21 protein-coding genes are annotated in these 24,952 nt (G+C 65.6%); 15 read left to right on the top strand and 6 right to left on the bottom strand.

Annotated elements, in window-relative coordinates; genetic code table 11:
• Positions 1-2 precede the first annotated feature (2 nt).
• The 7 genes from ACFIMZ_RS30855 (at position 3) to ACFIMZ_RS30825 (ending at position 11,224) form a co-directional block, all read left to right on the top strand.
• Complete coding sequence (locus ACFIMZ_RS30855; protein WP_431823232.1) at positions 3-1,241, top strand: hypothetical protein; 1,239 nt, start codon at positions 3-5, stop codon at positions 1,239-1,241.
• Entirely contained in the window at positions 1,238-4,963 is a 3,726-nt protein-coding gene (locus tag ACFIMZ_RS30850) for an ImcF-related family protein (RefSeq protein ID WP_431823231.1), read from the top strand. Before ACFIMZ_RS30855 ends, ACFIMZ_RS30850 begins: the two co-directional genes overlap by 4 nt.
• Before the next feature lie 8 nt (positions 4,964-4,971).
• Positions 4,972-6,552: a type VI secretion system protein TssA gene (gene tssA / locus ACFIMZ_RS30845; protein ID WP_431823230.1), complete on the top strand. Its 1,581-nt coding sequence runs from the start codon at positions 4,972-4,974 to the stop codon at positions 6,550-6,552.
• A gap of 9 nt (positions 6,553-6,561) precedes the next feature.
• Positions 6,562-8,376 carry a type VI secretion system baseplate subunit TssF gene (gene tssF, locus ACFIMZ_RS30840; protein ID WP_431823229.1) on the top strand — a complete coding sequence of 605 codons (1,815 nt, stop codon included), beginning with the start codon at positions 6,562-6,564 and terminating at the stop codon, positions 8,374-8,376.
• On the top strand, positions 8,340-9,467 hold the full coding sequence (gene tssG, locus ACFIMZ_RS30835; RefSeq protein WP_431823228.1) for a type VI secretion system baseplate subunit TssG: 1,128 nt from the start codon (positions 8,340-8,342) through the stop codon (positions 9,465-9,467). The genes tssF and tssG overlap by 37 nt, the downstream gene beginning before the upstream one ends.
• Before the next feature lie 13 nt (positions 9,468-9,480).
• Complete coding sequence (gene tssJ, locus ACFIMZ_RS30830) at positions 9,481-10,014, top strand: type VI secretion system lipoprotein TssJ (RefSeq protein WP_431823227.1); 534 nt, start codon at positions 9,481-9,483, stop codon at positions 10,012-10,014.
• Between the two features lie 394 nt (positions 10,015-10,408).
• Positions 10,409-11,224, top strand: a complete 816-nt coding sequence (locus ACFIMZ_RS30825; protein WP_431823226.1) for a hypothetical protein — start codon at positions 10,409-10,411, stop codon at positions 11,222-11,224.
• A 76-nt stretch (positions 11,225-11,300) separates the two neighbouring features.
• Here the strand turns inward: ACFIMZ_RS30825 and catC are convergent, their stop codons facing one another.
• From catC to ACFIMZ_RS30810, 3 genes are read right to left on the bottom strand one after another with little or no spacing between them, the layout of a single operon-like run.
• On the bottom strand, positions 11,301-11,591 hold the full coding sequence (gene catC, locus ACFIMZ_RS30820; protein WP_431823225.1) for a muconolactone Delta-isomerase: 291 nt from the start codon (positions 11,589-11,591) through the stop codon (positions 11,301-11,303).
• A gap of 38 nt (positions 11,592-11,629) precedes the next feature.
• Positions 11,630-12,532 carry a catechol 1,2-dioxygenase gene (gene catA / locus ACFIMZ_RS30815; protein WP_431823224.1) on the bottom strand — a complete coding sequence of 301 codons (903 nt, stop codon included), beginning with the start codon at positions 12,530-12,532 and terminating at the stop codon, positions 11,630-11,632.
• 33 nt (positions 12,533-12,565) lie between these two features.
• Positions 12,566-13,699, bottom strand: a complete 1,134-nt coding sequence (locus ACFIMZ_RS30810) for a muconate/chloromuconate family cycloisomerase (RefSeq protein WP_431823223.1) — start codon at positions 13,697-13,699, stop codon at positions 12,566-12,568.
• 91 nt (positions 13,700-13,790) lie between these two features.
• Here ACFIMZ_RS30810 and ACFIMZ_RS30805 point away from each other — a divergent pair, with 91 nt between their 5' ends.
• Positions 13,791-14,681 (top strand): LysR family transcriptional regulator, encoded by an 891-nt coding sequence (locus tag ACFIMZ_RS30805; protein WP_431823222.1) that lies wholly within the window; start codon positions 13,791-13,793, stop codon positions 14,679-14,681.
• A gap of 111 nt (positions 14,682-14,792) precedes the next feature.
• On the opposite strand, the gene andR is transcribed toward ACFIMZ_RS30805, so the two are convergent.
• A complete protein-coding gene (gene andR, locus ACFIMZ_RS30800) occupies positions 14,793-15,752 on the bottom strand; it encodes an anthranilate 1,2-dioxygenase regulatory protein AndR (protein WP_431825406.1) in 960 nt (319 codons plus the stop codon).
• A 213-nt stretch (positions 15,753-15,965) separates the two neighbouring features.
• Between andR and andAc the strand changes: the two genes are divergently transcribed.
• From andAc to ACFIMZ_RS30775, 5 genes are all read left to right on the top strand, one after another.
• A complete protein-coding gene (gene andAc, locus ACFIMZ_RS30795) occupies positions 15,966-17,237 on the top strand; it encodes an anthranilate 1,2-dioxygenase large subunit AndAc (protein ID WP_431823221.1) in 1,272 nt (423 codons plus the stop codon).
• Positions 17,238-17,251: 14 nt separating this feature from the next.
• Positions 17,252-17,728, top strand: coding sequence for an anthranilate 1,2-dioxygenase small subunit AndAd (gene andAd / locus ACFIMZ_RS30790; RefSeq protein ID WP_431823220.1), 477 nt, complete (start codon positions 17,252-17,254; stop codon positions 17,726-17,728).
• A gap of 19 nt (positions 17,729-17,747) precedes the next feature.
• Positions 17,748-18,074, top strand: coding sequence for an anthranilate 1,2-dioxygenase ferredoxin subunit AndAb (gene andAb / locus ACFIMZ_RS30785; RefSeq protein ID WP_431823219.1), 327 nt, complete (start codon positions 17,748-17,750; stop codon positions 18,072-18,074).
• Positions 18,064-19,284 (top strand): anthranilate 1,2-dioxygenase system ferredoxin--NAD(+) reductase, encoded by a 1,221-nt coding sequence (andAa, locus tag ACFIMZ_RS30780; protein ID WP_431823218.1) that lies wholly within the window; start codon positions 18,064-18,066, stop codon positions 19,282-19,284. Before andAb ends, andAa begins: the two co-directional genes overlap by 11 nt.
• A 104-nt stretch (positions 19,285-19,388) precedes the next feature.
• Positions 19,389-20,675: a DUF445 domain-containing protein gene (locus ACFIMZ_RS30775; RefSeq protein ID WP_431823217.1), complete on the top strand. Its 1,287-nt coding sequence runs from the start codon at positions 19,389-19,391 to the stop codon at positions 20,673-20,675.
• A 48-nt stretch (positions 20,676-20,723) separates the two neighbouring features.
• Here the strand turns inward: ACFIMZ_RS30775 and ACFIMZ_RS30770 are convergent, their stop codons facing one another.
• Together ACFIMZ_RS30770 and ACFIMZ_RS30765 are read right to left on the bottom strand one after the other, a co-directional pair.
• Positions 20,724-21,023, bottom strand: a complete 300-nt coding sequence (locus ACFIMZ_RS30770; RefSeq protein WP_431823216.1) for an addiction module antidote protein — start codon at positions 21,021-21,023, stop codon at positions 20,724-20,726.
• Between the two features lie 3 nt (positions 21,024-21,026).
• Positions 21,027-21,365, bottom strand: a complete 339-nt coding sequence (locus ACFIMZ_RS30765) for a type II toxin-antitoxin system RelE/ParE family toxin (protein WP_431823215.1) — start codon at positions 21,363-21,365, stop codon at positions 21,027-21,029.
• 350 nt (positions 21,366-21,715) lie between these two features.
• Between ACFIMZ_RS30765 and ACFIMZ_RS30760 the strand changes: the two genes are divergently transcribed.
• Complete coding sequence (locus ACFIMZ_RS30760; RefSeq protein WP_431823214.1) at positions 21,716-23,356, top strand: acetolactate synthase large subunit; 1,641 nt, start codon at positions 21,716-21,718, stop codon at positions 23,354-23,356.
• Between the two features lie 29 nt (positions 23,357-23,385).
• Entirely contained in the window at positions 23,386-24,819 is a 1,434-nt protein-coding gene (locus ACFIMZ_RS30755) for an aldehyde dehydrogenase family protein (RefSeq protein WP_431823213.1), read from the top strand.
• The last annotated feature ends 133 nt before the right edge of the window (positions 24,820-24,952 follow it).

Below are 24,952 nucleotides of genomic sequence, written 5' to 3'. Positions count from 1 at the left end.
CGATGCCTGTCGATTTCAATCGCGTGCCGCCGCGGGTAGAGGTGCCGCCTCCGCCTCAGGTCCCGATGATCGTCTGGACGGTTCTGCTGGTACTCGTAATGGGCGCAGGGGCGGGTCTGGCGATCACGCTGTGGCCAACGGGCCGCCCGACGAACACCCTGTGGTTCTGGCTCTGTGCCGCAGGTTACCCGTTCATGGCATGGACATTTCTGCTGTGCTCCTGGCTCGGGTATGGCTATGCGCGTCGAAATCAGGCGATTGCGACTAATCGCGTCAGCGACGAGGCAGAGCAGGCGTGTCATGCAATGGCGGGCAGACCGCTGGCGATTTTGGGCCATGCCTGGTGCTTCGCTGCGAACGATTCGGAAAACTCGCTTGAAGGAATACTGACAGGAACTGAACTGGCGAAACTGCGGCCGAGCGGCGCAGTCGCGGATAGTGAAGTCAATGCACGTTGGCTCGACATCCCCGAGATGCATTTTTATCCGGGTAACGAACTGGCCGAACATGCCCGCCATCATGCCGTGTGCACGTGGCTGCTCAAACGCTTGATCGACCGTCTCCTGCCGCAACTCAATACTCTTCCACTGCGAACGAAGCTTCAGATCGAGCTTCGTCATCGGTCCAGGCTGAAATCCGAGGCTGTCGAGACCCGGCTACGGGAAGTGCTCGCTGAACGAGTGCCAGCGTTGAAGGTGGACGTCGTGCCGGGTGAGCACACGGTTCCGCTCTTCCGGACGGACGCGTGGCTTGACAATCGAGACGTCAATACGGCTCACCTGCTGGTCGCCGTTGAGCTTCGCGATGCAATCAGTGCCGTCCTGTCTGATGGCGTTGCAGAGGCGGGTGTCGCCCTGCTCGTTGGGCATCCGCGTCATACATCAGCGGTCATGCCCGTCGGGCTACGGCTGCATCGTCCTGCCAACGGCACGCTTGATGCTGCCGCCCGGACGCTCGAGCTTGCTGTCCGTTGGGGACAATCCTCGCGCGACCGTCTGCGCACGGTGTGGGCGCATGGCTTGAGCAGTGACAGAGTGAGTGCAGTACGGCAAGCCGCTTCGTTTACCGACGAGATGCGCTGGATCGCGCTCGAAACGTCAGTGGGCGACTGTGCGGGCGCCGGGCCGTGGTTAGCGGTCGCCCTGGCTGCAGAAGGTGCGCGGACGACGGGCGATCCGCAATTGGTGTTGTGCGGTGAAGATGAAGAACTGGTCGCCCTGATGTGCAGAAAACAGACATGAACGATAACAAGACAAAACCGGCAGGCCTCTTCATTGGCATCGCGGCCTTCATTGTCTTCCTCGCACTGGGTATCGCGGTGTGGATGGAAGGGCCTCGGTACGGGTGGTCCCGCGACACGCGGATCATCATCGAACTGTCCTTGCTATCGGCTCTGCTGGTGGTGATGCTGTTGATCAAACACTTCGAGGCGGTGTTCTTGCTGATTGCCTCGTTGAGAGCGTCGCGTTGGTTTGCCAGCTACGACGCCAGCAAAGGCGTCGCGGTCAATTCGGACGAAGCGGCAGGACAAGTCGGCCACGCTCGGGCGCTGCGCAACGCCCTGCGCGATCGCCATGGCTGGCGGTGGCGCTATCGTGAGCGATGGGTTCTGATCGCCGGGGACGAACCGTTCGTCAAACGTCTGGCGCCGGGCATCGCCGACACTGGATACGCGATTACTGGCGACGCAGTTCTCCTGTATGCGAAGCAAACGAGCAGCACACTCGATACGGAATGGCTCGATCAGATCCGACGTCTGCGCCGCCGTTGCCCGGTCGACGCGATCGTGGCGCTGACGCGCAATCGTAGCTCGGGCAAGCCATCGTTTGATTCTGACGGTCTTGCGCAAAGGCTCGCGCGTCATGCGAGCGTGCTGCGCTGGGCCGCGCCCGCCTATCTGCTCAATGTGACGGATTTCGGTGGCGAATCATCGGATGCGGACGAAGCCACCGGTTTCACCTGGTCGAACGTGCAGGTGAACGCAGACGACATCGATAAGTCGCTGCAAGCGCTTTCCGGAAATCTTGCCGAAGCAGGCGTCGTGCGCCTCGCCAACAATGCGCATGACCGCTATCCCGCTGAACTGTCGCAGCACATTGCGAATCTCCGAGGTGCGCTTTCGGATCTCGTGCTGCAAACCACCCAATCCCGCGTCTGGCGGCACGCAGTCCACGGCCTCCTGTTTGCCCCGTTGTTCAAGGAGCGGGAGCTGGTGCCTCCGTCGTCCAGCGAGACGAGCGACGACGAACCGCCTCTCGCTCCTCAACATCGAACGATCTGGCAAACCGTCGCCGAGCACAGTCGCAAGGTTGACGGTCGCCGCGTTGGCTTCTCACTGTCGACCGCGGCCGCCTGGGCAACCACCGCCCTGATCGGCTGCTGGATGGCCGGCACGATGCTGTCCGGATTCGTGAACCGGGGAACGATCGAAAGCGCGGCTGACACGGTCGCAACACTGTCCGCCGTGCAGAACCGCACGCAAGCCATGCAAGCCCTCGACGGCCTCGACCGGCAGATCGATACGCTGGAAGTCCATCGGCGCGACGGCGCACCGTTGACGTCGCGTTTCGGCCTGAACCGGGACGACGCGCTGCTCGACGCGCTATGGCCGAGCTACACCCTGGCCGCGAACCGCATCCTCGTTACGCCAATCCGCGAGAAGCTCGAACAACGTCTGCATCAACTCGCGTCATTGTCGGACGCCGAGATCGCCAGCGGCGGTAATACGCAGGAACAGGCCGCCTACGATGCGCTAAAGACCTACATGATGCTCGCGAAACCCGAGCGCGCCGTGGCCGCCTTCCTGACGCCGGAGCTCGTGGCGACGGCCGCGCCCGCTCGTCCGACCAACTCGCCATTGTCGCCGGGCGCTTGGGAAGACCTCCGCCAGCACACGATCGCATTCTTCGCAAATCACCTGGGCCAAGGCAAGTTGCCCGCAATTACTCCGGATCTCGGACTCGTCGCTTCAACGCGCCAGACGGTCATCGGCGTGCGTGGCATCCAGAACTCGACCGACGCGGTTTACCAACACATCCTCGACGACGCGACGCCGAAGTATCCGCCAGTGTCGCTCGCCACGCTGCTAGGCGATACGACCAGTCGAGGTCTGTTCAATACGACGGCGACCGTTCCCGGCGTGTTCACACGCGCGGCGTGGGATGAGCGGATCTCGAAGGCGATCGACGACGCGAGCGGGCCGCACAACACGGCAGGCGATTGGGTGCTCTCGGACGCGAAAACCGGCAATCAGGCTCCGTCGACGCTAAAGACCGAACTCCGCCAGCGCTACTTCGACGATTACGCGCGAGCCTGGGCGCAGTTCCTCAATAGCCTGCGCTGGCAACAGGCGCCGACGCTGTCGGCCACGGCCGATCAGTTGACGCTGCTGGGCGACGCGCAACGCTCGCCGCTTGTCGCGCTGATGAACGCGATCGTCTACCAGGCCGGAGCGGGAGCGACGGCGCAATCTTTGTCGGACACCCTGATCAGCAAGGCGCAACAGTTCATCGGCGCCGACGAGAAGGATCCGTCGAAGCAGGCTCAGCCGCAGCTTGCGCCACTGGCGGGCGCTTTCGGCCCGATCCTCCGATTGACCGGCAGCGACCAGGCTTCCGGCACGCCCGCCACCGGCAAGGCCGCAGCACAGTTGGCGGCGACAGGCGACCTCGGTCTCGCACGCTATCTTGAGCGGGTCACGGCCATGCGTCTCAAGGCGTCGCAGATCGTCTCCAATGCCGATCCGGATGCGATGGCGCGGCTGGCCGCACAGTCGGTGCTGCAGGGCAAGACATCCGACATTGCCGACAGCCGTGACTATGCGAGCCGCCTGGCCGCGAGCCTCGGCGAGCAATGGTCGGGTTTCGGCGAGCTGTTTCGCGCACCGTTCGATCAGGCCTGGCAGGTTGTCGCGCGACCGGCCGCATCGAGTCTGAACGAAATCTGGAGCACTGCAATCGCGGCCGACTGGAACAAGACGTTCGGCGGCCGGTATCCGTTTGCGGACTCCGACAATGACGCATCGCTGCCCGAAATGGCGCGCTTCATGCGGCCGGACAATGGCGTGATCACGCAATTCGTGACAACCCAGCTCGCCGGCATCGTCGAACGGCAAGGGGACCGCTGGGTCGTCGCGCAGGGTGCCAACCAAGGCGCGCTGACGATCGATCCGGCGTTCCTGACCGGTTTGAACAAGCTCACGCGCATCGCAACCGTGCTGTTCCCGGCCGGCGACGCGCGCGTGCGTTACGAGTTGCAGGCCGTGCAGACACCGGGCGTCACCGATATGAAGTTCGTGCTGTCCGGACGCGAACTGCACTATTTCAACCAGAAGCAGGAGTGGGTGCCGTTCGAGTGGCCGGGCCAGTCGCTCGAAAACCTGTCGCATATCGAATGGCAGACCGAGCAAGGTGGCTTGCGTACCGCGCTCGATTCACAGGGCCGGTTCGGCCTGATCCGGCTGCTGGAGCGTGCGAAGGTGTCGCAGCAGGATAACGCGCGCTATCTGCTGACCTGGACGCCGGACACGAGTCAGGGGATTCCGCTCAAGGTTCAACTGCGCAGCGAAGCGGGGGCCGGGCCTCTCGACGTGCTCCAGTTGCGCAATTTTTCACTGCCGAAGCGGGTATTCGCGACGGGGGCGGCAGCGGGTGGTCCCAATCTCTCCGCTATCAATCCGCCGCCGCTGCCGCCGTCGGCGATCGCAGCGGCGCAACATGCTGCGGTGCCGTTACCGCCGGGCCTTCCCGGCGGATTGGCGGTATCGGGCAACCTGCCGTCGGCTGCGGCAGCCAAGGAAATCGCTCAACCAACCGCGCGCGGTGCTGTCATGGATGCCACGTCACCGAAGAACACACAGCCGCGTGCAACATCATCATTGATGACGACTTCCGCGTCGGCAGAGCCATTGTCCACGCCGTTCGGACACGCGTTGCGGCTGTTGGGCGACGCATTAGTTTATTGAGGTCACCCATGACGCTTGCAAATTTTGTCAAAACGCTCGTCGGCGGGAATCGCGATGATTCCCTCGGAAAAGCGCGGCTCGACGCGTGGGATGCGTGGCTGCAACCACTCGCGGGCGACGCCGGCGTCGGTCGCGACCCCGGCTACGAGGACGCGTTCTTCGAACTGCGGGATGAAACGCAAAAGCTTTCCGGCATTGATGACGGGCTGATCGTCCGATCCTGCGAGCAGCTGATCAAGGAAACCGGAAAGGACCTGCGACTGGCCGGCTACTACGCATTCGGCCGGCTGAGGCAGGATGGGCCCGCCGGTTTTGCGGACGCACTCGAATTGGCGGCCGCGCTCGTCGAGCGATTCGGCGAGGCTGTGCTGCCCGCGCGCACCGAGGCGAAGAGGGGCGCGCTCGAGATGCTGGCGACGACGCGCGTGCTCGATCTGCTCGATAGCCACGGCGCGTTCGCGCCGGCCGATCTCGAGCGGGCACTCGTCGCGCTCGACGCGTTGTCGGCTGGCACGGACACCTGGCCTGAAGCCGCGCGCCCGAACCTCCAGCCACTCGTTTCCCGGTTCGCGCGCAACGATGAACCCGCACGGAACACGGCCCCGGAGCCGGTGACGTCGTCTACTGCGACGTCTGACGCGTCGTCGAACGCAGTCGCATCGACGCGCGACCTGCTGGATCAGGCGCGCAGGATGGCGGTGTGGTTACGCGATCGGGAAAACGGCTATCTGCCCTCGGTTCGACTCGTGCGAAGCGTCCGCTGGGACACGCTGCACGAGGTTCCGCCGGCGGATGCCGCTGCCCGGACACGTCTCGTGCCGCCGCGCAGCGAGTTGCGCCAGCAAATGAAGCGGCTCGTGCTGCAAAAGCAGTGGCACGAGCTGCTCGAACGCGTCGAGGGCGCGTTCATGGAGGGCGTGAATCACCTGTGGCTCGACCTGCAGTACTTCCAGCACGTCGCGCTCGACCACGTCGGCGTGCCATACAGCACTTGGCGCGAGCTGCTGCGGGCGGATTTCGCGCTGTTCCTCGAACGGTTGCCGGGCATCGAGCGGTTGGCGTTCAACGACGGCACGCCGTTCGCCGACGACGCAACGCTCGAATGGATCGCGCGGCATGCCGTCGTGCGTGACCTGGAAGCGGGCGAGGCCGTTGCGCCTCTGCCGGTGTCGGCCGATAGCGAGGGCGATGCCGCCGGCGACTGGCCGGAAATCGAGGCGCAGGCGCGCGAGCTGGCTGCGCGCGAAGGTGTCGAGGCTGCTTTTGCGTGGCTTGAAGCGCTACCGGGCATGAAGACCGATCGCCATCGCTACCTGCAACGGCTCGTGATGGCGCGCCTTGCCGATCATTCCGGCCTGCCTGATACGGCTCTTGCACTGCTTGCGGAACTCGACGCGTCATCCCGATCGCTGCCGCTGATGCGCTGGGAGCCGGCGCTTGTGTTCGAGGTCAAGCAGCAGCTGGTCCGGGCGTTGAAGGCGACGAGCAATCGCAAGGATGCCGACAAGCCGGCACTCGCACACCGCATCGTTGAATTGCAGGCGGAACTGACCGTGCTCGATCCTGCACGCGCGCTGACTCTTTCGTAACGGTATTCAATGGACAACAACGATCCCATCCTGCGCTACTACGAAGCGGAAATGCGCTACCTGCGCGAGTCCGGCAAGGAATTCGCGAAAGCGCACCCTGACCGTGCACGCCTGCTCAACCTCGACCGCGTCGGCGATCGCGATCCCTATGTCGAGCGGCTCTTCGAAGGCTTCGCGTTCCTGACCGGCCGGCTTCGTCAGAAGCTCGACGACGAGTTGCCGGAGCTCACCGAGGGGCTCGTGAGCCTCCTGTGGCCGCACTATCTGCGAATGATTCCGTCGTTGTCGATCGTCGAGCTGATTCCGCCCGCGGAAAAATTGCAGAAAACCGAAATAGTGCCGGCCGGCGTGCCAGTACGCTCGGCGCCGATCAACGTGCCATCCTCGGAGGGGGCAGAAGGCACGACACCGCGAGCGGTCCAGTGCCTGTATCGAACCACGCAAGCCGTCGCGCTACAGCCGGTCGTGATCACGCACGCCGGACCGGCCGTGCGCCACGACGGCCGTTCGGTGATCCGGATCGGTTTCGCGGTCGAAGGATCTGCGCTCCGCACGGAAACGGATCTGTCGCGGCTGCGCCTGCACCTGAGCGCGGATTTGCCGACCGCGTTCGCGATGCACCTCGCGCTCACACGACAGATCGATGCAATCCACTGGCGCATTCCGGAAATCCGCGATGGCGAAGCACTGCCGCTCGCTGGCATCACGATAGAGCCCGCCGGCTTCTCGGTCGAAGAACGGTTATGGCCAAAGGCCGATGCGGCTTTCTCCGGATATCAGCTATTGCTCGAGTACTTCACGTTCCGCGAGAAGTTCCTGTTCGTCGATCTGTGCGGTCTGGACATCGCGAAACTGCCCGAAAAATCGACTCGTTTCGAATTGGAGATCGTGCTGAAACATGCGTGGCCGTCTGACCAGCGTTTCAGCGCGGAGAACGTGCGGCTGTTTTGCAGTCCCGTGATCAACCTGTTCGAACTCGATGCCGAACCGATCGAGATCGACCATCACGAAACCGAATATCGCGTGGTGCCGGCCGGCCATCAGGGCGGGCACGTCGAAACCTACTCGGTCGACGCGATCGCGACGTTCGACCACGACACAGCCGAGCGATACGAATACGTTCCGTTCGCGACGTTCAGACACCGCGGTGGCATGCTGCGGCACGAGGCGCCGGAGCGCTATTTCCACACGCGTGTGCGCCCGGGCGTGTCCGGGCTGCACGAAACGTGGGTGATTCTCGGCGGCCATGCGTGGGAAAGCATGGACACGCTGCCCGAGGAAAGCCTGTCGCTACGTGTAACGGGCACGAACGGTATGCTGCCGCGCAAGGGACTGCGGGAGGCAAGCCTCAATGAGATTGCAGTGAGCACGCAGAACGTCGCCGGCATGCGCAATCTCGTGTCGCCGACGTTGCCGCTGTATCCGCCCACGGAAGACCGGTTCCAGTGGCGCGTGTTGTCGCACCTGGCGCCGAACTTCCTGTCGATGATGGATGCAGAGGTGCTGCGCGGCGCACTCGCACTCTACGATTGGACGAACGACGAACTGAATCGCCGGCGTCTCGCAGGAATTCTCCGGGTATCGCAGGAGCTGATTGAGGAGGTGTCGGGCGGCTCGGTCGAGCGGGGTGTGCTGATCGAGGTCACGCTCGATAGTCATGCGTTCGCGGGCGAGGGCGACGTCATGCTGTTCGGCGAGCTGTTGCACCGGTTCTTCGCGCTGTATGCCGATATCAACCTGTTCACGAACCTCGCGATCATCAGCCTGCCGACGCAGGCCCGGATCGAATGGCCGCGCAGCAAGGCGCAGCGGGCCCCGCTATGAGATCGGTCGAATTGCCCAATCTCGATCCGCTGGTTGCGTCGCTGCTGGCGCGTGCGCCGCGCATGGGCTTCATGCAGCTGTGCCGACTGCTCGAACTGAGCGTGTCGGACCGGCCGGTTTTCGGCATGCAAGATGCCGTCGAGCATGAGCCGGTGCGCTTCCGACCGAGGCCGCGCATGGGCTTTCCGGCTGGCGAAGTCGCGTCGGTCGAGTTCGATGACGAGCGCCCCGACGCTCCACCGACTGTGCGCACGACGTTCATGGGGCTGTATGGCGTCGACGCGGCGGTACCGTCGCACATGATTGACGAGATCACGCTGCGTGAAGAGGGGCACGAGGTCGTCGAGGCATTTCTCGACCAGTTCAATCATCGGTTCGTCACGCTGCTGTACCGCGCATGGAAAAAGTACCGCTATCCGGAAAGCTTCCGGCCGGGTGGCAGCGACGCGCATTCGCGCAACCTGCTGTCGCTGGTCGGGTTCGGCTGGGGCGACAAGCCGAAGCGAGCCGGTTTACCCGATTCGCGGATGCTGGCGCTGCTGGGGCTGTTGATCCAGCGGACTCGCACGCCGGAAGGGCTGGCAGGTGTGGTTGCGCTGGCGATTCCGCGCGTGGGTGTTCGCGTTGACGAGTTCTGGCCCGTCGTGACATCGACAGGGCGGCCGCAGCCGCTCACGTCGGTCGGCCGCATTGCGGAGGCGCAAGAGAATGGCAAGGGCAGGGGGCTGGGTGGCGGCTACGTGCTCGGCAAGCGAATGGCGTATCGCGGTCGCGCGGTTCGTATGACGCTGCAGCCTGCCGATGCGCAACAGGCTCAGGCACTGCTGCCGGGCGCATCGCTGCATCGCGAGCTGATGGCCTTCATGCGGCTTTATGTCGGCGTCAAGGCAGATGTGCATCTGCGGATGGAAGTGTCGTCGCGACTTGCGCCATCGCCGGCAATCGGTCCGACGCATGACGGCCCGGCGCCACGCCTCGGCTGGACCACCGTGCTGCCTGCCGATGAAGCGTGCCTGATCAATATCGCGCTTGGGATCTATCAGGCATTTCCCGCACCCGGAACGAATCCGTACCTGCCCCAACATGCCTGACCAGGAAACTCTCATGACCATCCGTTTCGCTGTTTCAACCATCGCAGCTGTCGTGCTGCTGTCTGCCTGCGGCGCGTGGCAATCCGTCTCGGATACCTCGGCGAGCGCCTATCGCGCCGTGTTCTTCAAGCAGGTGAAGGTATTGAATGTCGATTTCACGGCACGCGCCGCACTGAATCCCGATGACGCGGGCCGGGCGACGTCGGTTGCCGTTCGCGTCTACCAATTGACGGATCGAACGATGTTCGACGGCGCCTCATACGAAGACCTGCTGAAGAACGACAAGACCGTGCTCGCACAGGATCTGGAGTCGAATATGTCGGCGACAGTGAATCCGGGTGCTTCGGCCGGCCTGTCGCAGCCGATGCGGCGCGATACGAAGTATGTCGGGATCGTCGCGTTATACCGCAGTCCCGGCGGTGACGGAAGCTGGAAACGTGTCGTTGAAGTGAAGAAGCTTGACGCAGACAAGCCTCTGCGGCTTGAATTGTCCGCGAACGAATTGCGCGTGGTTGGGGAGGCACTGAGGTATGAGATGTCCCGATGAACAATATCGGCCTGACCAGAGCCCCGGGTATACATGCCTCGAAGTTCGGAGCGCGATGCTGTGTCTGCCACCAGGTTGCGTAAGAGGCCAGTTTAAAAACTCCATACCGGAACTGCTAAAGATGCTGGGCGCTGCCTTGCCAGCATACTGGTGGCGCGTCTCCAAACCGGCTTCAGTAGGAGGATAGACTTTCGATTTTTCGGGTCAATGGCGCTATGTTTCCTTAATTTTTTTCGTGCCCACCGCATGACGACAGTTGTCTATGGATGAAGCGCAGCAGACAAGTCTCGGGTAGTACCCAAGATTGATGCGCAATAGCGCGACCATCGGGAATTTTCGGAGGTTCGCGCTTACTTTTCCTCATTGGGGTTTTGAACTGTCCTCTAACATACGATTGACCGAATTCTCGAAAACAAATCGATCCATGACAATCAGAAGATGCATTCATCGCGAGCAGGTCGCGAGCAAGGTCGTCCCGCCGTCAAGATGGCTGACAGTGGCAGTATGGCTGGTGGCCATCGCATTGCCGGCACACGTGATGGCGCAGAACGTTCCGGATACACCGTCTCCGCGTCTTGTGACAACGGCCCAAAAGCCCGAAGACTTCGTGCCCAAAGGCTGGAAGCTCGAATATCAGGTGAAGGGCGACCTGAACGGCGACGGCCGCGACGATCTCGTGCTGGTGCTGCGCGACAACGATCCCGCCAACGTGATATCGCACGACGGCATGTGCGAGAGCCCGTTCGACGCGAATCCGCGCATCCTCGTCGTTGCCTTTGCGCAGCCGGACGGTCGATACACGCTGGCGCTGCGCAACGAAACGCTGATACCGACTCGCGATACGCCGTGCATGGACGACATGCTGCAAGACGGCGGCGTGAGCGTCGGCCGGGGTGCGCTGCGGGTCACGCTGAGCCGCTTTTCCAGCTTCGGAGGCTGGGAGATGGGATCGACCACCTATACGTTCCGGTGGCAGGACGGGAATTTCATGCTGATCGGCTACGACGAAAGCTCGGTGATGCGCAACTCGGGCGACGTGCGCACGCTCAGCGTGAATTTTTCGACGGGCAAGGCCAAGGTGTCGACAGGGAGCGCATTCAAGGGCGGCGAGCACACGCAATGGGTGAAGTTGCGCACGCAACGGCGCTGGACGCTGGATCAGGTCGGCAACGGAGCCGAATTTGGAGGGACCTTGCTGGCAATCGAATAGTCGCGCACGGCGATGCCGCGGCGTGACATTTCGCGGCCCATGCACCGGACAACCGGCAGCATGGGCCGCGCATGACTCATCGATCATCTTCCCGAATCGACGACGGATGCCGGCAAAGCGCCCGCACCTCGACGCTCATATACGGAAACAGCGGCAGCTGGCTCAACACGTCATGCAGCTGCTGCACGCTTTCGACGTCGAAGATGCTGACGTTCGCATACTTGCCCGCGATCCGCCACAGATGCCGCCACACGCCTTCGTGCATCAGGCGCTGGCACATGGCCTTCTCTTCGGCCTTCAGCGTCGCGGCCTTCACCGGGTCGATGTCGGCCGGCAGGTTGACGGTCATTTCCACATGAAACAGCATCACACGCTCCTTGCGTTATCGTTTTGCCGCGACGCCCGTCAGGCTTGCGCGCGCACGCGTTCGACTTCACTCTCGGGCACGTTCGACCGATCCCTGACCAGCGTGAAGTCGAAATCGATCAGCGCGAACTGGCCATCGACATTGTAAGGCTTGCCTTCCGCGCCTTCGGCCTGCCTGATCTTCGGGATCAGCCCTTCGCGCGTCGCGAACGCGAAGTCATCCCAGATGTGCGGATCGCCTTCGATATTGATCTGCGTCGTCAGCTTACGATAACCGTCCGCGGAAACGAAGAAGTGGATGTGCGCGGGGCGATGACCGTGACGGCCGAGCTGGTCGAGCAACTGCTCGGTCTTGCTGCCCGGCGGCACGCTGTAGCCGACCGGCAGCACGCTGCGGAAGCTGTAGCGGCCTTCGGTGTCGGTGCGGATCGAGCGGCGCAGGTTGAACGCCGGCTGCGACGGATCGAAGTACGAGTAGTTGCCGAGATGGTTCGCGTGCCACACCTCGACGAGCGCGTTCGCGAGCGGCGCGCCGTCGTCGCCGAGCACCTGGCCGCGCATCACGAGCGTCTGGCCGGGATCGGTGCCGTCGTCGAGGCGCGCGTGGCCGACCGACTCCGGCGCGCCCGCGACATACAGCGGCCCCTCGATCGTGCGCGGCGTGCCGCCGTGAATACCGGCCTTCGCTTCGGCCTCGTCCATCCGCACGTCGAGGAAGCGCTCGAGGCCGAGGCCCGCGGCGATCAGGCCGAACTCCCTGCCGGCCTCGTTCAGGTAATTGAGCGCGGTCCAGAACTCGCTCGGCTGCACGTCGAAATCCTCGATCGTGTAGCACAGGTCCTTCACGATCCGGTTGACGATCGCGCGCACGCGCGGGTTGCCAGGCTTCTCAGCCGCATCGTCGAAGGTCTTCAGCAGCGCGTCGATGGCGTCCTTGTTCATGCGTGTCTCCAATATCGGGTGTCTTGCGGGGGATCAGCGGGCGCCGCGTCGCATCCGTTCGATGCGGGCCCAGTCGAAAGTGATGCCGAGGCCGGGCGCGGCCGGCAGATGCAGCTTGAAATCCTCGTAGCGCAGCGGCTCGACGAGGATTTCCTCGGTCAGGAGCAGCGGGCCGAACAGCTCGGTGCCCCATTGCAGCGCGCCGAACGTGCTGAACAGCTGCGCGGACGCCATCGTGCCGGCCGCGCCTTCGAGCATCGTGCCGCCGTACAGCGCGATGCCGGCCGCCGCCGCGATCGCCGCGACGCTCGCCGCGCCCTGCAGGCCGCCCGATTGCGCGATCTTCACCGCGAATACGTCGGCCGCGCGCGCCTGCGCAAGCGCGAACGCGTCGACAGGGCCATGCAGCGCCTCGTCGGCCATGATCGGAATCTGCGCGAGCCGCGTGAGGCGCTGCAGGCCCGCGCGGTTGGCCGCCGCGATCGGCTGCTCGACGAGGCTTACGCCGGCTTCCGCAAGACGCGGGCCGGCCCAGATCGCATCGGTTTCGGTCCACGCCTGGTTCACGTCGATCCGCACGTCGCCGCGCTCGCCGAGCGCGCGCTTGATCGCGATCACATGCGCGACGTCGTCGGCGACTGTGTTCGAGCCGATCTTCAGCTTGAACGCGCGATGGCGGCGCGCGTCGAGCATCGCCTCGGCTTCCGCGATGTCGCGCTGCGTGTCGCCGCTCGCGAGCGTCCACGCGACGTCCACCGCGTCGGTCGTGCGGCCGCCGAACAACTCGGAGAGCGGCACGCCGAGGCGGCGCGCCTGCGCGTCGAACAGCGCGGTATCGAGCGCGCACTTCGCGAAGCGGTTGCCCTGGAACAGCTTGCGCACGCGCGCCATCGCGGCGCCCGGGCGGGTCGCGTCCATGCCCTGCAGCAGCGGCGCGAAATAGGTGTCGATGTTGACCTTGATGCTTTCCGGGCTCTCCTCGCCGTATGCGAGGCCGCCGATCGTCGTCCCTTCGCCGACGCCTTCGATACCGTCCGAGCATCGAACCCGGACCAGCACGAGGGTCTGGCAATTCATCGTGGCGACCGACAGCTTGTGCGGGCGAATCGTCGGCACGTCGACGAGCAGCGTTTCGACGCGGTCGATGGTGGCGGCAGTTGCTATCATGCGATTCCTCCTGTTGGTGCACATGGTAGGAACTTCCGCCCGGCGGCGTCCAACACTCTTTCCGACTATTTCCATACTTTCGAGGTATGCAATGGAATTGCGTCAGCTCCGGTATTTCATTGCGGTCGCCGAGGAAATGAACATCACGCGGGCCGCGGAGCGCCTGCACATGACGCAGCCGCCGCTGAGCCGCCAGTTGCAGGCGATCGAGGACGAAATCGGCCTGCCGCTGTTCGAGCGGGGCGCGCGGCCGTTGAGGCTGACCGAGGCGGGCCGGGTGTTCTACGCGCAGGCGAAGCGCGTCGTCGACCAGGCGGACGAGCTTGGGCCCCTGACGCGGCGGCTCGCGCAGATGTCGGAGCGGATCGTGATCGGCTTCGTGCCGTCGACGCTGTACGGTGCGCTGCCGGACGTGATCCGGGCGTTCCGCGAGACGCGGCCGGAAGTCGAGCTGTCGCTGATCGAAATGTTCACGCTCGAGCAACTCGGCGCGCTGAAAGGGGGCAGGATCGATGTCGGGTTCGGCCGGCTGCGCTTCGACGACGACCAGGTCGTGCGCGAGGCGCTGATCGAGGAGAAGCTGATCGCGGCGCTGCCGGCCGGGCACCCGCTGGCAGACCCGGACCGGCCGCTCGCGCTGGCCGACATCGCGCGCGAGACGCTGATCGTCTATCCGAGCACGCCGCGGCCGAGCTTCGCGGACCAGCAGCTGTCCGCGCTGCGCGACGGCGCGCTCGAGCCGGCCGCCGTGCACGAGGTGCGCGAGCTGCAGACGGCGCTCGGGCTGGTGGCCGCGCAGGTCGGCGTGTCGCTCGTGCCGGAAAGCGTCGAAGGCGTGCGGGTGAAGGGCGTCGTGTACCGCCGCCTGCCGGAGCCGGCCGCGACGTCGCCGATCATCATGAGCCGTCGGCTGCACGGCGAAAGCGCCACGACGGCCGCGTTCTGCGCGATCGCGCGGGCGATGTTCGCCCCGGCGGCGTAGGCGTGGCCGACGCGCCGAGCACCGCAATTCATCGCAACTAACGGTCAATCCGCGCTCGCGTGCGCGAATGCGGCGGCGCAGTCGCGACGCCGGGCGCGCCGCGCATAATCGTCACCGCTTGCCGTCAAGCGTTTCCGAAGGCGATTCGCCGAACTTCTCCCGATACGCGATCGCGAAGCGTCCCAGGTGCGTAAAGCCGCAATCGAGCGCGATATCGGCGATCCGCCGGTCGGATGCCGCGCCGCGCAGCAACTCGCGTGCATGCTCGAGTCGCGTCACGCGCAAGTATTGCATCGGGCTCATCCCGCGAAACTGGAGGAACGCATCGCGCAGCGTGCGCTCCGGCACGTTCGCGGCGCGCACGATATCCGCGAGCTGCAGCGGCTGCGCGTAATGCGCGCTTACGAACTCCTGCGCACGCCGCACGAACCCCGGCGCGGGATCGTGGCGCGACGCGGGCACGGCCGACGGCGGGTGGCCTTCGATCAGCAGGTCGATCAGCAGGTGTTCGAGTTGCGAGGCGATGCGCGGATTCGCGTTCGCGCGCTCGAGCAGTTCGGGCGAGCGCGCGACCAGCATCAGCTGCTGGCGCCACGCGGCGAGCGCCGCGTCGCTCACGCGCAGCACGGGGTCGAGCGTCGCGCGCGGGTCGCCGGTCAGCGCGCCGACGGTCGCCGCGTCGATGCGCAGTACGAACTGCTCGCAATCGGCGGACAGCTGCGCGTCGAAGCGCTCGCCGGGCGCGCACAGCACACCGGTCTGCCCGTCGACGCCGACCTGCCGCCCCATCGCGCGGACGTCGGCCTGACCCGACAGGCAGAACATCAGCAGGTAATAGCCGTCGACCGCATCGACCTGCACGCGCATCGCGTCGCCGAACGCGATCGTGCCGATCCCGAGCCCGCCGAGGCGCACGAAATCCATGTGCGACGCGCCAAGCACGCGCCCGTTCGGCAGCAACGCGTGCGGCTGCATCACGCGCGAGATCCGCTCGCGGGTCTCGTCGAGATCACGGGTTTCGAACAGCCGGTGCGCGCGCAGCGCGAACGGCTCGAACGACGTCGGGGACATGGGCATGTGTCTCGCTTGTGGGCGCTCGCCCGGGCCGGACGAATGGGACCGGACCGGGCCTGGGCGCGTCGAGTGTGGTCATCCTAGCGCAGAAACCTGCCGGAAGTGGATACTGCGCCGCCGCAATTGCAGATTCCGGATAGACGGCGAATATTAGCGTTTCAAAAATAGGCTCCATCAAGAAACCCCCACCGGATCGACAAGGAGTCCGACATGGAGCAGACAGCATCGACCGTCCTGTTCGCGGCGCGCGAAGACGCGTCCGACGTGACGTTTCCGCACGACGACGGCTCGCGCGTGCCGTACAAGGTGTTCAGCTCGCGCGCCGTCTACGACCGCGAGCAGGAACGCATCTTCCGCGGTCCGACATGGAATTTCGTCGCGCTGGAAGCGGAGATTCCGAACCCGGGCGACTTCAAGAGCACGTTCGTCGGCGACACGCCGGTCGTCGTCACGCGCGCCGAGGACGGCGCGCTCACCGCCTGGGTGAACCGCTGCGCGCACCGCGGCGCGCAGGTGTGCCGCAAGGCGCGCGGCAACGCGAGCTCGCACACGTGCGTCTATCACCAGTGGAGCTTCGACAACACCGGCAACCTGCTCGGCGTGCCGTTCCGGCGCGGCCAGAAAGGGATGACCGGGATGCCGGCCGACTTCGATCCGAAGCAGCACGGGCTGCGCAAGCTGCGCGTCGACAGCTATCGCGGCCTCGTGTTCGCGACCTTCAGCGACGACGTCGCGCCGCTGCCCGACTACCTCGGCGAGCAGATGCGCCCGTGGATCGACCGGGTCTTCCACAAGCCGGTCGAATATCTCGGCTGCACGCGCCAGTATTCGAAATCGAACTGGAAGCTTTACCTGGAGAACGTGAAGGACCCGTATCACGCGAGCATGCTGCATCTGTTCCATACGACCTTCAACATCTTCCGCGTCGGCATGAAGGCGCGCTCGATTCCGGACGCGACGCACGGGCTGCACAGCATCATCACCGTGACGAAGACCGGCGACGACACGTCGGCGGCCTACAAGCAGCAGAACATCCGCTCGTTCGACGAGGGCTTCCATCTGGAGGACGAATCGATTCTCGATCTCGTGTCCGAATACGACGAGGACTGCACGAACCACATCCAGCCGATCTTTCCGCAGCTCGTGATCCAGCAGATCCACAACACGCTGGTCGCGCGGCAGATCCTGCCGAAGGGGCCGGACAACTTCGAGCTGATCTTCCACTTCTTCGGCTACACGGACGACACGCCAGAGCTGCGCGCGCTGCGCATCAAGCAGGCGAACCTCGTCGGTCCGGCCGGCTACATCTCGATGGAGGACACCGAGGCGACCGAGCTCGTGCAGCGCGGCACGGTGCGCGACGGCGACGCGACGTCGGTGATCGAGATGTCGCGCGGCAATCCGGACCAGCAGGACACGGTGATCACCGAAAGCCTGATCCGCAAGTTCTGGGTCGGCTACCAGAAGCTGATGGGCTATTGAAGCGGGAGCGCGAAATGACGGAAGACATGAAGACGTGGTTCGAGATCGCCATGCTGCAGAACCGCTATATCAGCCACCTCGACAACAACCGGCTCGAACAGTGGTCGGAGCTGTTCATCGAGGACTGCACGTACGAGATCGTGCCGAAGGAGAACGCGGACCTCGGGCTGCCGGTCGGGATCGTGCACTGCACGAACCGGCGGATGCTGCGCGATCGCGTCGTGTCGCTGCGGCACGCGAACATCTTTGAGGAGCACACGTACCGGCACATGACGTCGGGGCTGATGGTCGTCGCCGAGCGCGACGGCGAGATCGACACCGAGAGCAGCTACGTCGTCGTGCAGACGCGCAGCAACGGCGAATCGAACGTGTACCAGGCCGGCAAGTATTACGACACGGTGGTGCGCACGTCCGACGGCCTGCGCTACAAGGCCAAGCGCGTGATCTACGACACGTCGCGCGTGCAGACGCTGCTGGCCACCCCGATCTGAGCGGAATGCGAGAAACGACATGACTGAAGCAACGCTGACCGAGTGGCACCCGCTCGGTGCCATCGACGAATTCTCCGAAGACGAACCGGCGGCACGCGTCGCCGGACAGAAGCCGATCGCGGTGTTCCGGATCGGTGACGAACTGTTCGCGATGCACGACCTCTGCACGCACGGCCACGCGCGGCTGTCGGAGGGCTACGTCGAGGACGGCTGCGTCGAATGCCCGCTGCATCAGGGGCTGATCGACATTCGCACCGGCGCGCCGAAATGCGCGCCGATCACCGAGCCGGTGCGGACCTATCCGATCCGCGTCGTCGACGGGCAGGTGGAAGTCAATGTCGGCTGATCCTGTCCTGATCGTCGGCGCCGGCCATGCCGCGCGCCGCACCGCCGAAGCGCTGCGCGCGCGCGACCCCGACGCGCGCATCGTGATGATCGGCGCGGAACGCGAGCTGCCTTACGACCGGCCCGCGCTGTCGAAGGAGGCGTTGCTGAGCGACGGTGGCGAAGCGCGCGCGTTCGTGCGCGACGCCGCGTGGTACGACGCGCAGCGGATCGCGCTGCGGCTCGGCACGCGGGTCGACGCGATCGAGCGGGACGCGCAGCGCGTGCGGCTCGACGACGGCGCGACGTTGCCGTACCGGCGGCTCGTGCTGGCGACCGGCTCGCGGGTCCGCAGGTTCGGCGGGCCGGTGGACGCACGCGTGCCGCTGCATTACGTGCGCACGGTCGCCGACGCGCGGGCGCTGCGTGCGGCGCTCGCGCCCGGCCGACGCGTCGCGGTGCTCGGCGGCGGCTTCATCGGCCTCGAAGTCGCGGCGGCCGCGCGTCAGCTCGGCTGCGTGGTGACGGTGATCGACCCGGCCGCGCGCCTGCTGCAGCGCGCGCTGCCGGACGTGGTCGGCGCGTTCGCGCGGCACCTGCACGACGGGCGTGGCGTCGAGTTCCGGCTGTCGGCAATGCCGCGCGCGATCCGGCGTGGCGCATCGGGCGGCGCGGTGGTCGAGACGGATGGCGGGGACGTGACGGCCGATATCGTGGTCGTCGGGATCGGCGTCGTGCCGAACGTCGAGCTCGCGCAGGCGGCGGGCCTCGACGTCGACAACGGCGTGCGCGTCGACGCGGGGTGCCGCACGGCCGATCCGGCGATCTTCGCGGCGGGCGAGGTGACGATGCACTTCAATCCGCTGCTCGGCCGCCATGTGCGGATCGAGTCGTGGCAGGTCGCGGAGAACCAGCCGGCCGTCGCGGCGGCGAACGCGCTCGGCGCGGACGAGACCTATGCCGAGCTGCCGTGGCTGTGGTCCGATCAGTACGACTGCAACCTGCAGATGCTCGGGCTGTTCGGCGGCGAGCGGACGACGGTCGTGCGCGGCGATCCGTCGAAGGGAGCGTTCGCGGTGTTCGGGCTGGGCGACGACGGCAGGCTCGTCGCGGCCGCGGCGGTGAACGCGGGGCGCGACATCGGCGCGTGCCGCCGGATGATCGCGGCGGGCGCCGCGCCCGATCCGGACCGGCTCGCCGACCCGGCGGTGAACCTGAAGGCGTTGCTCTGACGGCGGGGTGGGGGGCGGCGCAGGCATGTCGCGTTTGTCGGCCGCGGCGAATTCGGGGATATTAGCGGCATCGCCGCTTCGCCCGCCGCCCTCGCCGGTCGCCCATGACGCCAGACAAAGCCCTCGAATTGAACCGCAGCAAGCGTCGCGCGCTGTCGCTGCTGCTCGTCGCCGTCGCGGTATTCGTGACGACGATCTTCCTGCCGCGCGGCATCTGGATCGACGGGATCAAGGCGGTGGCCGAGGCCGCGATGGTCGGCGCGCTCGCCGACTGGTTCGCGGTCGTCGCGCTGTTCCGCCGCGTGCCGATCCCGTTCGTGTCGCGCCACACCGAAATCATTCCGCAGAACAAGGACAAGATCGCCGACAACCTCGCGGTGTTCGTCCGCGAGAAATTCCTCGGCCCCGACGCGCTCGCCGCGCAGATCCGCCAGCACGATCCCGCGCGGAAGCTCGGCGCATGGCTCGGCGAGCCCGCGAACACCGACGCGCTCGGCAGCTACGCGACGAAGCTGATGAGCTTCGCGCTCGACATGACCGACGATGCGCGGATCCAGTCGTTCGTGCACGATGCGTTCCGTGCGCTGGTCGACCGGATCGACCTGTCGCAATCGGCCGGCGCGATCCTCGACACGCTGACGAAGGACGGTCGCCACCAGGCGCTGCTCGACGACGCGATCGGGCAGGTGACGAACCTGCTCGACCAGCCGGAAAACCGCGCGGTGATCGCCGCATACATCGTCGACTGGCTGAAGAGCCAGTACCCGACCGTCGAGAAGATCCTGCCGACGAACTGGCTCGGCGAGAACGGCGCCCAGCTGATCGCGAACGCGGTGAACCGCGTGCTCGAACAGGTCGCCGCGGACCCGGAGCACGAACTGCGGCAGCGCTTCGACGCGACGGTCGTCAAGCTGGTCGAGCGCTTGAAGCACGATCCCGTGTTCATCGAGAAGGGCGAGGAGATCAAGCGCTACATCCGCGACGGCGATGCGTTCAACACCTACCTGAAGGATCTGTGGGACCAGTTGCGCGCATGGCTGAAAGCCGATCTCGCGCGAGCCGACTCGACGCTGCACCGGCAGGCCGCGACGCTCGGCGGCTGGCTCGGCGCGCGGCTCGCGGAAAGCCCGGCGTTGCGCGCATCGCTGAACGAGCACGTCGAGAAAGCCGTGTACGAGATGGCGCCGGATTTCGCGGACTTCCTGATGCGCCATATCCGCGACACGGTGCGCAACTGGGATGCGCGCGAGATGTCGCGGCAGATCGAGCTGAACATCGGCAAGGACCTGCAGTACATCCGCATCAATGGCACGCTGGTCGGCGGGCTGGTCGGGCTCGGGCTGTATCTCGTGTCGCTCGCGCCGCGCTGGGCGAGCGGCTGGCTGCATTGACGCGGCCGGTGCCGGCGGGGAACGGGCGCGACGTCGCGCGCGCCCGGATCAGGCGTGCGCTTTCGAGCCGTGCAGTTGCAGGCCGAGCGCCTTGATGACCTTCAGGATCGTGCCGAAGCTCGGGTTGCCGTCGTGCGACAGCGCCTTGTACAGCCCTTCGCGCGACAGGCCCGCATCGCGCGCGACCTGCGACATGCCGCGCACACGCGCGATCACGCCGAGCGCGTGGGCGATGAAGGCCGGATCGTCGCCGGCCTCCTGCAGACAGGCTTCGAAGTAGTCGGCCATGTCGTCTTCGGTCTTCAGGTGTTCGGCCGAATCCCATGGCCGGGTCTTGATCTTGTCCATCGATCACTCCATAGCGAGATGCGCGAGCATCGCGTGCGCGGCGCGTATGTCCGCCTGCTGCGTCGACTTGTCGCCGCAGCACAGCAGGATCACCCATATCGTTCCCCGCCGGACGTAATAGATGCGATAGCCGGGGCCATGATCGATACGCATTTCGACGACCGGCGGGCCGGCGGATTTCCAGTCGCCCGGATTGCCCATCGCGAGGCGGTCGATGCGCGCCTGGATGCGGCGTTTCGCGATACGGTCCGACAGGCCGGCAAACCATGTGTCAAAGACGTCGGTGGTCCGGATGCTGAACGTAGGCGCACTGTAGGGTATGGATTGCAGTGTGTCAACCATGGTTCACATGTTTAGAGTGCTGTTTCCGTTGCCACACGATAAGGCCGCCGGCTCCATTCGTCGGTCAAATGGCCGATCGGCCGATCCCATCGAGATGTCCGGCGATCGAAGTCGGCATTTCCCGAATCCGTCTACAATCAAAAACGTCTTTGCCGCCCGCGCGCATGCGTTGCGCGCCGGCGGATCCGTTCGTCCTCCGGTTTCCGGAGACGCCGCCGCGCGCTGCGCGGCGGGCAAGTGCAGTGTGGTCAGTGTCTGGTAGGTAAAGCGTCCGCGCGCCGTAGGCCGGCGTGCGTCCTGAGCGTCGCGCGCCCGTAGGCCGGGCAGGCGGCATCAACCGAGAGTCCCCCATGAAAGCATCGGATCTGTTCGTGAAGGCGCTGGAAGCCGAAGGCGTCGAGTATGTGTTCGGCATTCCCGGCGAGGAAAACCTCGATCTGCTCGAATCGCTGCGGCGATCGCGGATCAAGCTCGTGCTGACCCGGCACGAGCAGGCGGCCGGTTTCATGGCCGCCACCTACGGCCGCCTGACGGGCAGGACGGGCGTGTGCCTGGCGACGCTCGGCCCGGGCGCGACCAACTTCGTGACGGCGGCCGCGTATGCGCAGCTCGGCGGGATGCCGATGCTGATGATCACCGGGCAAAAGCCGATCAAGTCCAGCAAGCAGGGCCACTTCCAGATCGTCGACGTCGTCGACATGATGCAGCCGCTCACGAAGTTCACGCGGCAAATCGTGTCGATCGGCAACATTCCGTCGGCCGTGCGCGAGGCGTTCCGGCGCGCGGAAGATGAGCGGCCGGGCGCGACCCACCTCGAGCTGCCGGAGGACATCGCGCACGAGGAGGGCGACGGCAAGCCGATTCCGGCGAGCTACAGCCGGCGGCCGGTGGCCGAGGAGAAGGCGGTCGCGCACGCGGTCGACGCGATCCAGGCCGCGCACCATCCGCTGCTGATGATCGGCGCGGGCGGCAACCGCAAGACGACCTGCAAGATGCTGCTCGAATTCGTCGACAAGACGGGCATCCCGTTCTTCACGACACAGATGGGCAAGGGCGTGATCGACGAGACGCATCCGCTGTGGCTCGGCAACGCGACGCTGTCGGACGGCGACTTCGTGCACCGCGCGATCGAGCACGCGGACTGCATCATCAACGTCGGCCACGACGTGATCGAGAAGCCGCCGTTCTTCATGCGCGCCGACGACAAGACCGTGATCCACGTGAACTTCCTCGGCGCGCAGGTCGACCCCGTCTATTTCCCGCAGATCGAGGTGGTCGGCGACATCGCGAACGCGGTGTGGCAGATGAAGGAGGCGCTCGCGCCGCAGCCGCATTGGGATTTCGCGCGCTTCGCGATGATCAAGGAGCATTTCGACGCGCACCTGCAGAAAGGGCAGCACGATTCGCGCTTTCCGATGTACCCGGTGCGGATCGTGAACGACCTGTACGACGCGTTGCCGGCCGACGGGATCGTGTGCCTCGACAACGGGATGTACAAGATCTGGTTCGCGCGCTACTGGCGCGCGCACGAGCCAAACTCGCTGCTGCTCGACAACGCGCTCGCGTCGATGGGCGCGGGCCTGCCGTCGGCGATCGCGACGAAGATCGTGCACCCGCAGCGCAAGGTGATCGCCGTGTGCGGCGACGGCGGCTTCATGATGAACTCGCAGGAGCTCGAAACGGCGGTGCGGCTGAAGCTCGACATCGTCGTGATGATCCTGCGCGACGACGCGTTCGGGATGATCCGCTGGAAGCAGGAGAACATGAACTTCCCCGACTTCGCGATGACGCTGCAGAACCCGGATTTCGTGTCGTACGCGCAGAGCTACGGCGCGCGCGGCCACCGGGTCGGGGCGGCCGACGATCTCGCGCCGCTGCTGCGCGAATGCTTCGCGTCGCCGGGCGTGCACGTGATCGACGTGCCGATCGACTACTCGGACAACGAGCGCGTGCTGAACCGCGAGATCAAGCGTCTGTCGGCGCAGCTCTGAATTCACAGTTCACCGGAAGGAGACGTTCCATGCTGAAGGAAACCTATCCGTACTACCTCGCCAACGTTGCCGTGTACGCGAACACCGATCTCGACGTGACGGACAAGTACAGCGGCGCGGTCGCGACGCGCGTCGCGCTGGCCGACGCGACGGCGATCGATGCGGCGATCGGCGCGGCGGTCGCCGCCGCGAAGCCGATGCGCGAGCTGCCCGCGTACAGGCGCCAGGCGGTGCTCGACCACTGCGTCGCGCGCTTTCGCGAGCGCTTCGACGAGCTGGCCGAGGCGCTGTGCATCGAGGCCGGCAAGCCGATCAACGATTCGAAGGGCGAAGTGACGCGGCTGATCGACACGTTCCGCGTCGCGTCCGAGGAGTCGGTGCGGATCGACGGCGAAGTGATCAACCTGGAGATTTCCGCGCGCGCGCAGGGCTACACGGGCTACACGAAGCGCGTGCCGATCGGTCCGTGCTCGTTCATCTCGCCGTTCAACTTCCCGCTGAACCTCGCCGCGCACAAGGTCGCGCCGGCGCTCGCGGCCGGCTGCCCGTTCGTGCTGAAGCCCGCGAGCCGCACGCCGATTGGCGCGCTGATCATCGGCGAGATCCTCGCGGAAACCGACCTGCCGAAGGGCGCGTTCTCAGTGCTGCCCGCGCATCGCGACGGCGCGGACCTGTTCACGACCGACGAGCGCTTCAAGCTGCTGTCGTTCACGGGATCGCCGGCGGTCGGCTGGGCGCTGAAGGAGAAGGCCGGCAAGAAGAAGGTCGTGCTGGAGCTGGGCGGCAACGCGGCCGCGATCGTCGACGCGGACCAGCGCGACCGGCTGGACTACGTGGTCGAGCGGCTCGCGTTCGGCGCGTACTACCAGTCGGGGCAGAGCTGCATCGGCGTGCAGCGGATCATCGTGCACGCCGGTCTCTACGACGCGCTGCGCGAGAAGCTGATCGCGAAAACCCGCTCGCTGAAGATGGGCGATCCGAAGGACCCGGCGACCTTCGTCGGCCCGATGATCTCCGAATCCGAATCGCGCCGGCTCGCGGGCTGGATGGACGCGGCCGTTGCGGCGGGCGCGCAGGTCATCGCGGGCGGCAACGTCGACGGCGCGATGTTCGAGGCGACGCTGCTCGAGAACGTCGGCCGCGAGCAGGACCTGTACCGGAAGGAAGCGTTCGGCCCGGTCGCGATCCTCGAGAAGTTCGACGACTTCGACGACGCGCTCGCGCGCGTGAACGACAGCGATTTCGGGCTGCAGGCCGGCGTGTTCACCGATTCGCTCGCGCACGCGCAGCGCGCGTGGGACGAGCTGGACGTGGGCGGCGTCGTGATCAACGACGTGCCGTCGTTCCGCGTCGACAACATGCCGTACGGCGGCGTGAAGGACTCGGGCCTCGGCCGCGAAGGGATCCGCTACGCGATCGAGGACATGACCGAGCCGCGCCTGATGGTGGTGCGGCGCAGGTAGCGCGGCGCGGGGGAAATCGGGCGGCGCGCTAACGCGTCGCCCATCCGCTGTACGGTCTCGACTGCGTGCACGGCATCGTGATGTAATCGCGCGACACGGCGGGCCGGGGTACGACTCCGGCCGTCGGCGGATT

Origin of the sequence: Burkholderia sp. F1, assembly GCF_050813845.1 — a bacterium.
GTDB classification, from domain to species: Bacteria; Pseudomonadota; Gammaproteobacteria; order Burkholderiales; family Burkholderiaceae; genus Burkholderia; species Burkholderia ubonensis.
This window is presented reverse-complemented; position numbering and strand designations above follow the sequence as displayed.

Bases quoted from the DNA above. Each gene is read 5' to 3' on its own strand.
- andAa (WP_431823218.1), top strand. From the start codon at position 18,064: ATGTCGGCTGATCCTGTCCTGATCGTCGGCGCCGGCCATGCCGCGCGC.
- ACFIMZ_RS30850 (WP_431823231.1), top strand. From the start codon at position 1,238: ATGAACGATAACAAGACAAAACCGGCAGGCCTCTTCATTGGCATCGCG.
- ACFIMZ_RS30810 (WP_431823223.1), bottom strand. From the start codon at position 13,699: ATGATAGCAACTGCCGCCACCATCGACCGCGTCGAAACGCTGCTCGTC.
- tssG (WP_431823228.1), top strand. From the start codon at position 8,340: ATGGCCGCGCAGCAAGGCGCAGCGGGCCCCGCTATGAGATCGGTCGAA.
- tssJ (WP_431823227.1), top strand. From the start codon at position 9,481: ATGACCATCCGTTTCGCTGTTTCAACCATCGCAGCTGTCGTGCTGCTG.
- andAb (WP_431823219.1), top strand. From the start codon at position 17,748: ATGACTGAAGCAACGCTGACCGAGTGGCACCCGCTCGGTGCCATCGAC.
- andAd (WP_431823220.1), top strand. From the start codon at position 17,252: ATGACGGAAGACATGAAGACGTGGTTCGAGATCGCCATGCTGCAGAAC.
- ACFIMZ_RS30770 (WP_431823216.1), bottom strand. From the start codon at position 21,023: ATGGACAAGATCAAGACCCGGCCATGGGATTCGGCCGAACACCTGAAG.
- ACFIMZ_RS30755 (WP_431823213.1), top strand. From the start codon at position 23,386: ATGCTGAAGGAAACCTATCCGTACTACCTCGCCAACGTTGCCGTGTAC.
- ACFIMZ_RS30765 (WP_431823215.1), bottom strand. From the start codon at position 21,365: ATGGTTGACACACTGCAATCCATACCCTACAGTGCGCCTACGTTCAGC.
- ACFIMZ_RS30775 (WP_431823217.1), top strand. From the start codon at position 19,389: ATGACGCCAGACAAAGCCCTCGAATTGAACCGCAGCAAGCGTCGCGCG.
- catA (WP_431823224.1), bottom strand. From the start codon at position 12,532: ATGAACAAGGACGCCATCGACGCGCTGCTGAAGACCTTCGACGATGCG.
- andR (WP_431825406.1), bottom strand. From the start codon at position 15,752: ATGTCCCCGACGTCGTTCGAGCCGTTCGCGCTGCGCGCGCACCGGCTG.
- catC (WP_431823225.1), bottom strand. From the start codon at position 11,591: ATGCTGTTTCATGTGGAAATGACCGTCAACCTGCCGGCCGACATCGAC.
- ACFIMZ_RS30855 (WP_431823232.1), top strand. From the start codon at position 3: ATGCCTGTCGATTTCAATCGCGTGCCGCCGCGGGTAGAGGTGCCGCCT.
- tssA (WP_431823230.1), top strand. From the start codon at position 4,972: ATGACGCTTGCAAATTTTGTCAAAACGCTCGTCGGCGGGAATCGCGAT.
- tssF (WP_431823229.1), top strand. From the start codon at position 6,562: ATGGACAACAACGATCCCATCCTGCGCTACTACGAAGCGGAAATGCGC.
- andAc (WP_431823221.1), top strand. From the start codon at position 15,966: ATGGAGCAGACAGCATCGACCGTCCTGTTCGCGGCGCGCGAAGACGCG.
- ACFIMZ_RS30760 (WP_431823214.1), top strand. From the start codon at position 21,716: ATGAAAGCATCGGATCTGTTCGTGAAGGCGCTGGAAGCCGAAGGCGTC.
- ACFIMZ_RS30805 (WP_431823222.1), top strand. From the start codon at position 13,791: ATGGAATTGCGTCAGCTCCGGTATTTCATTGCGGTCGCCGAGGAAATG.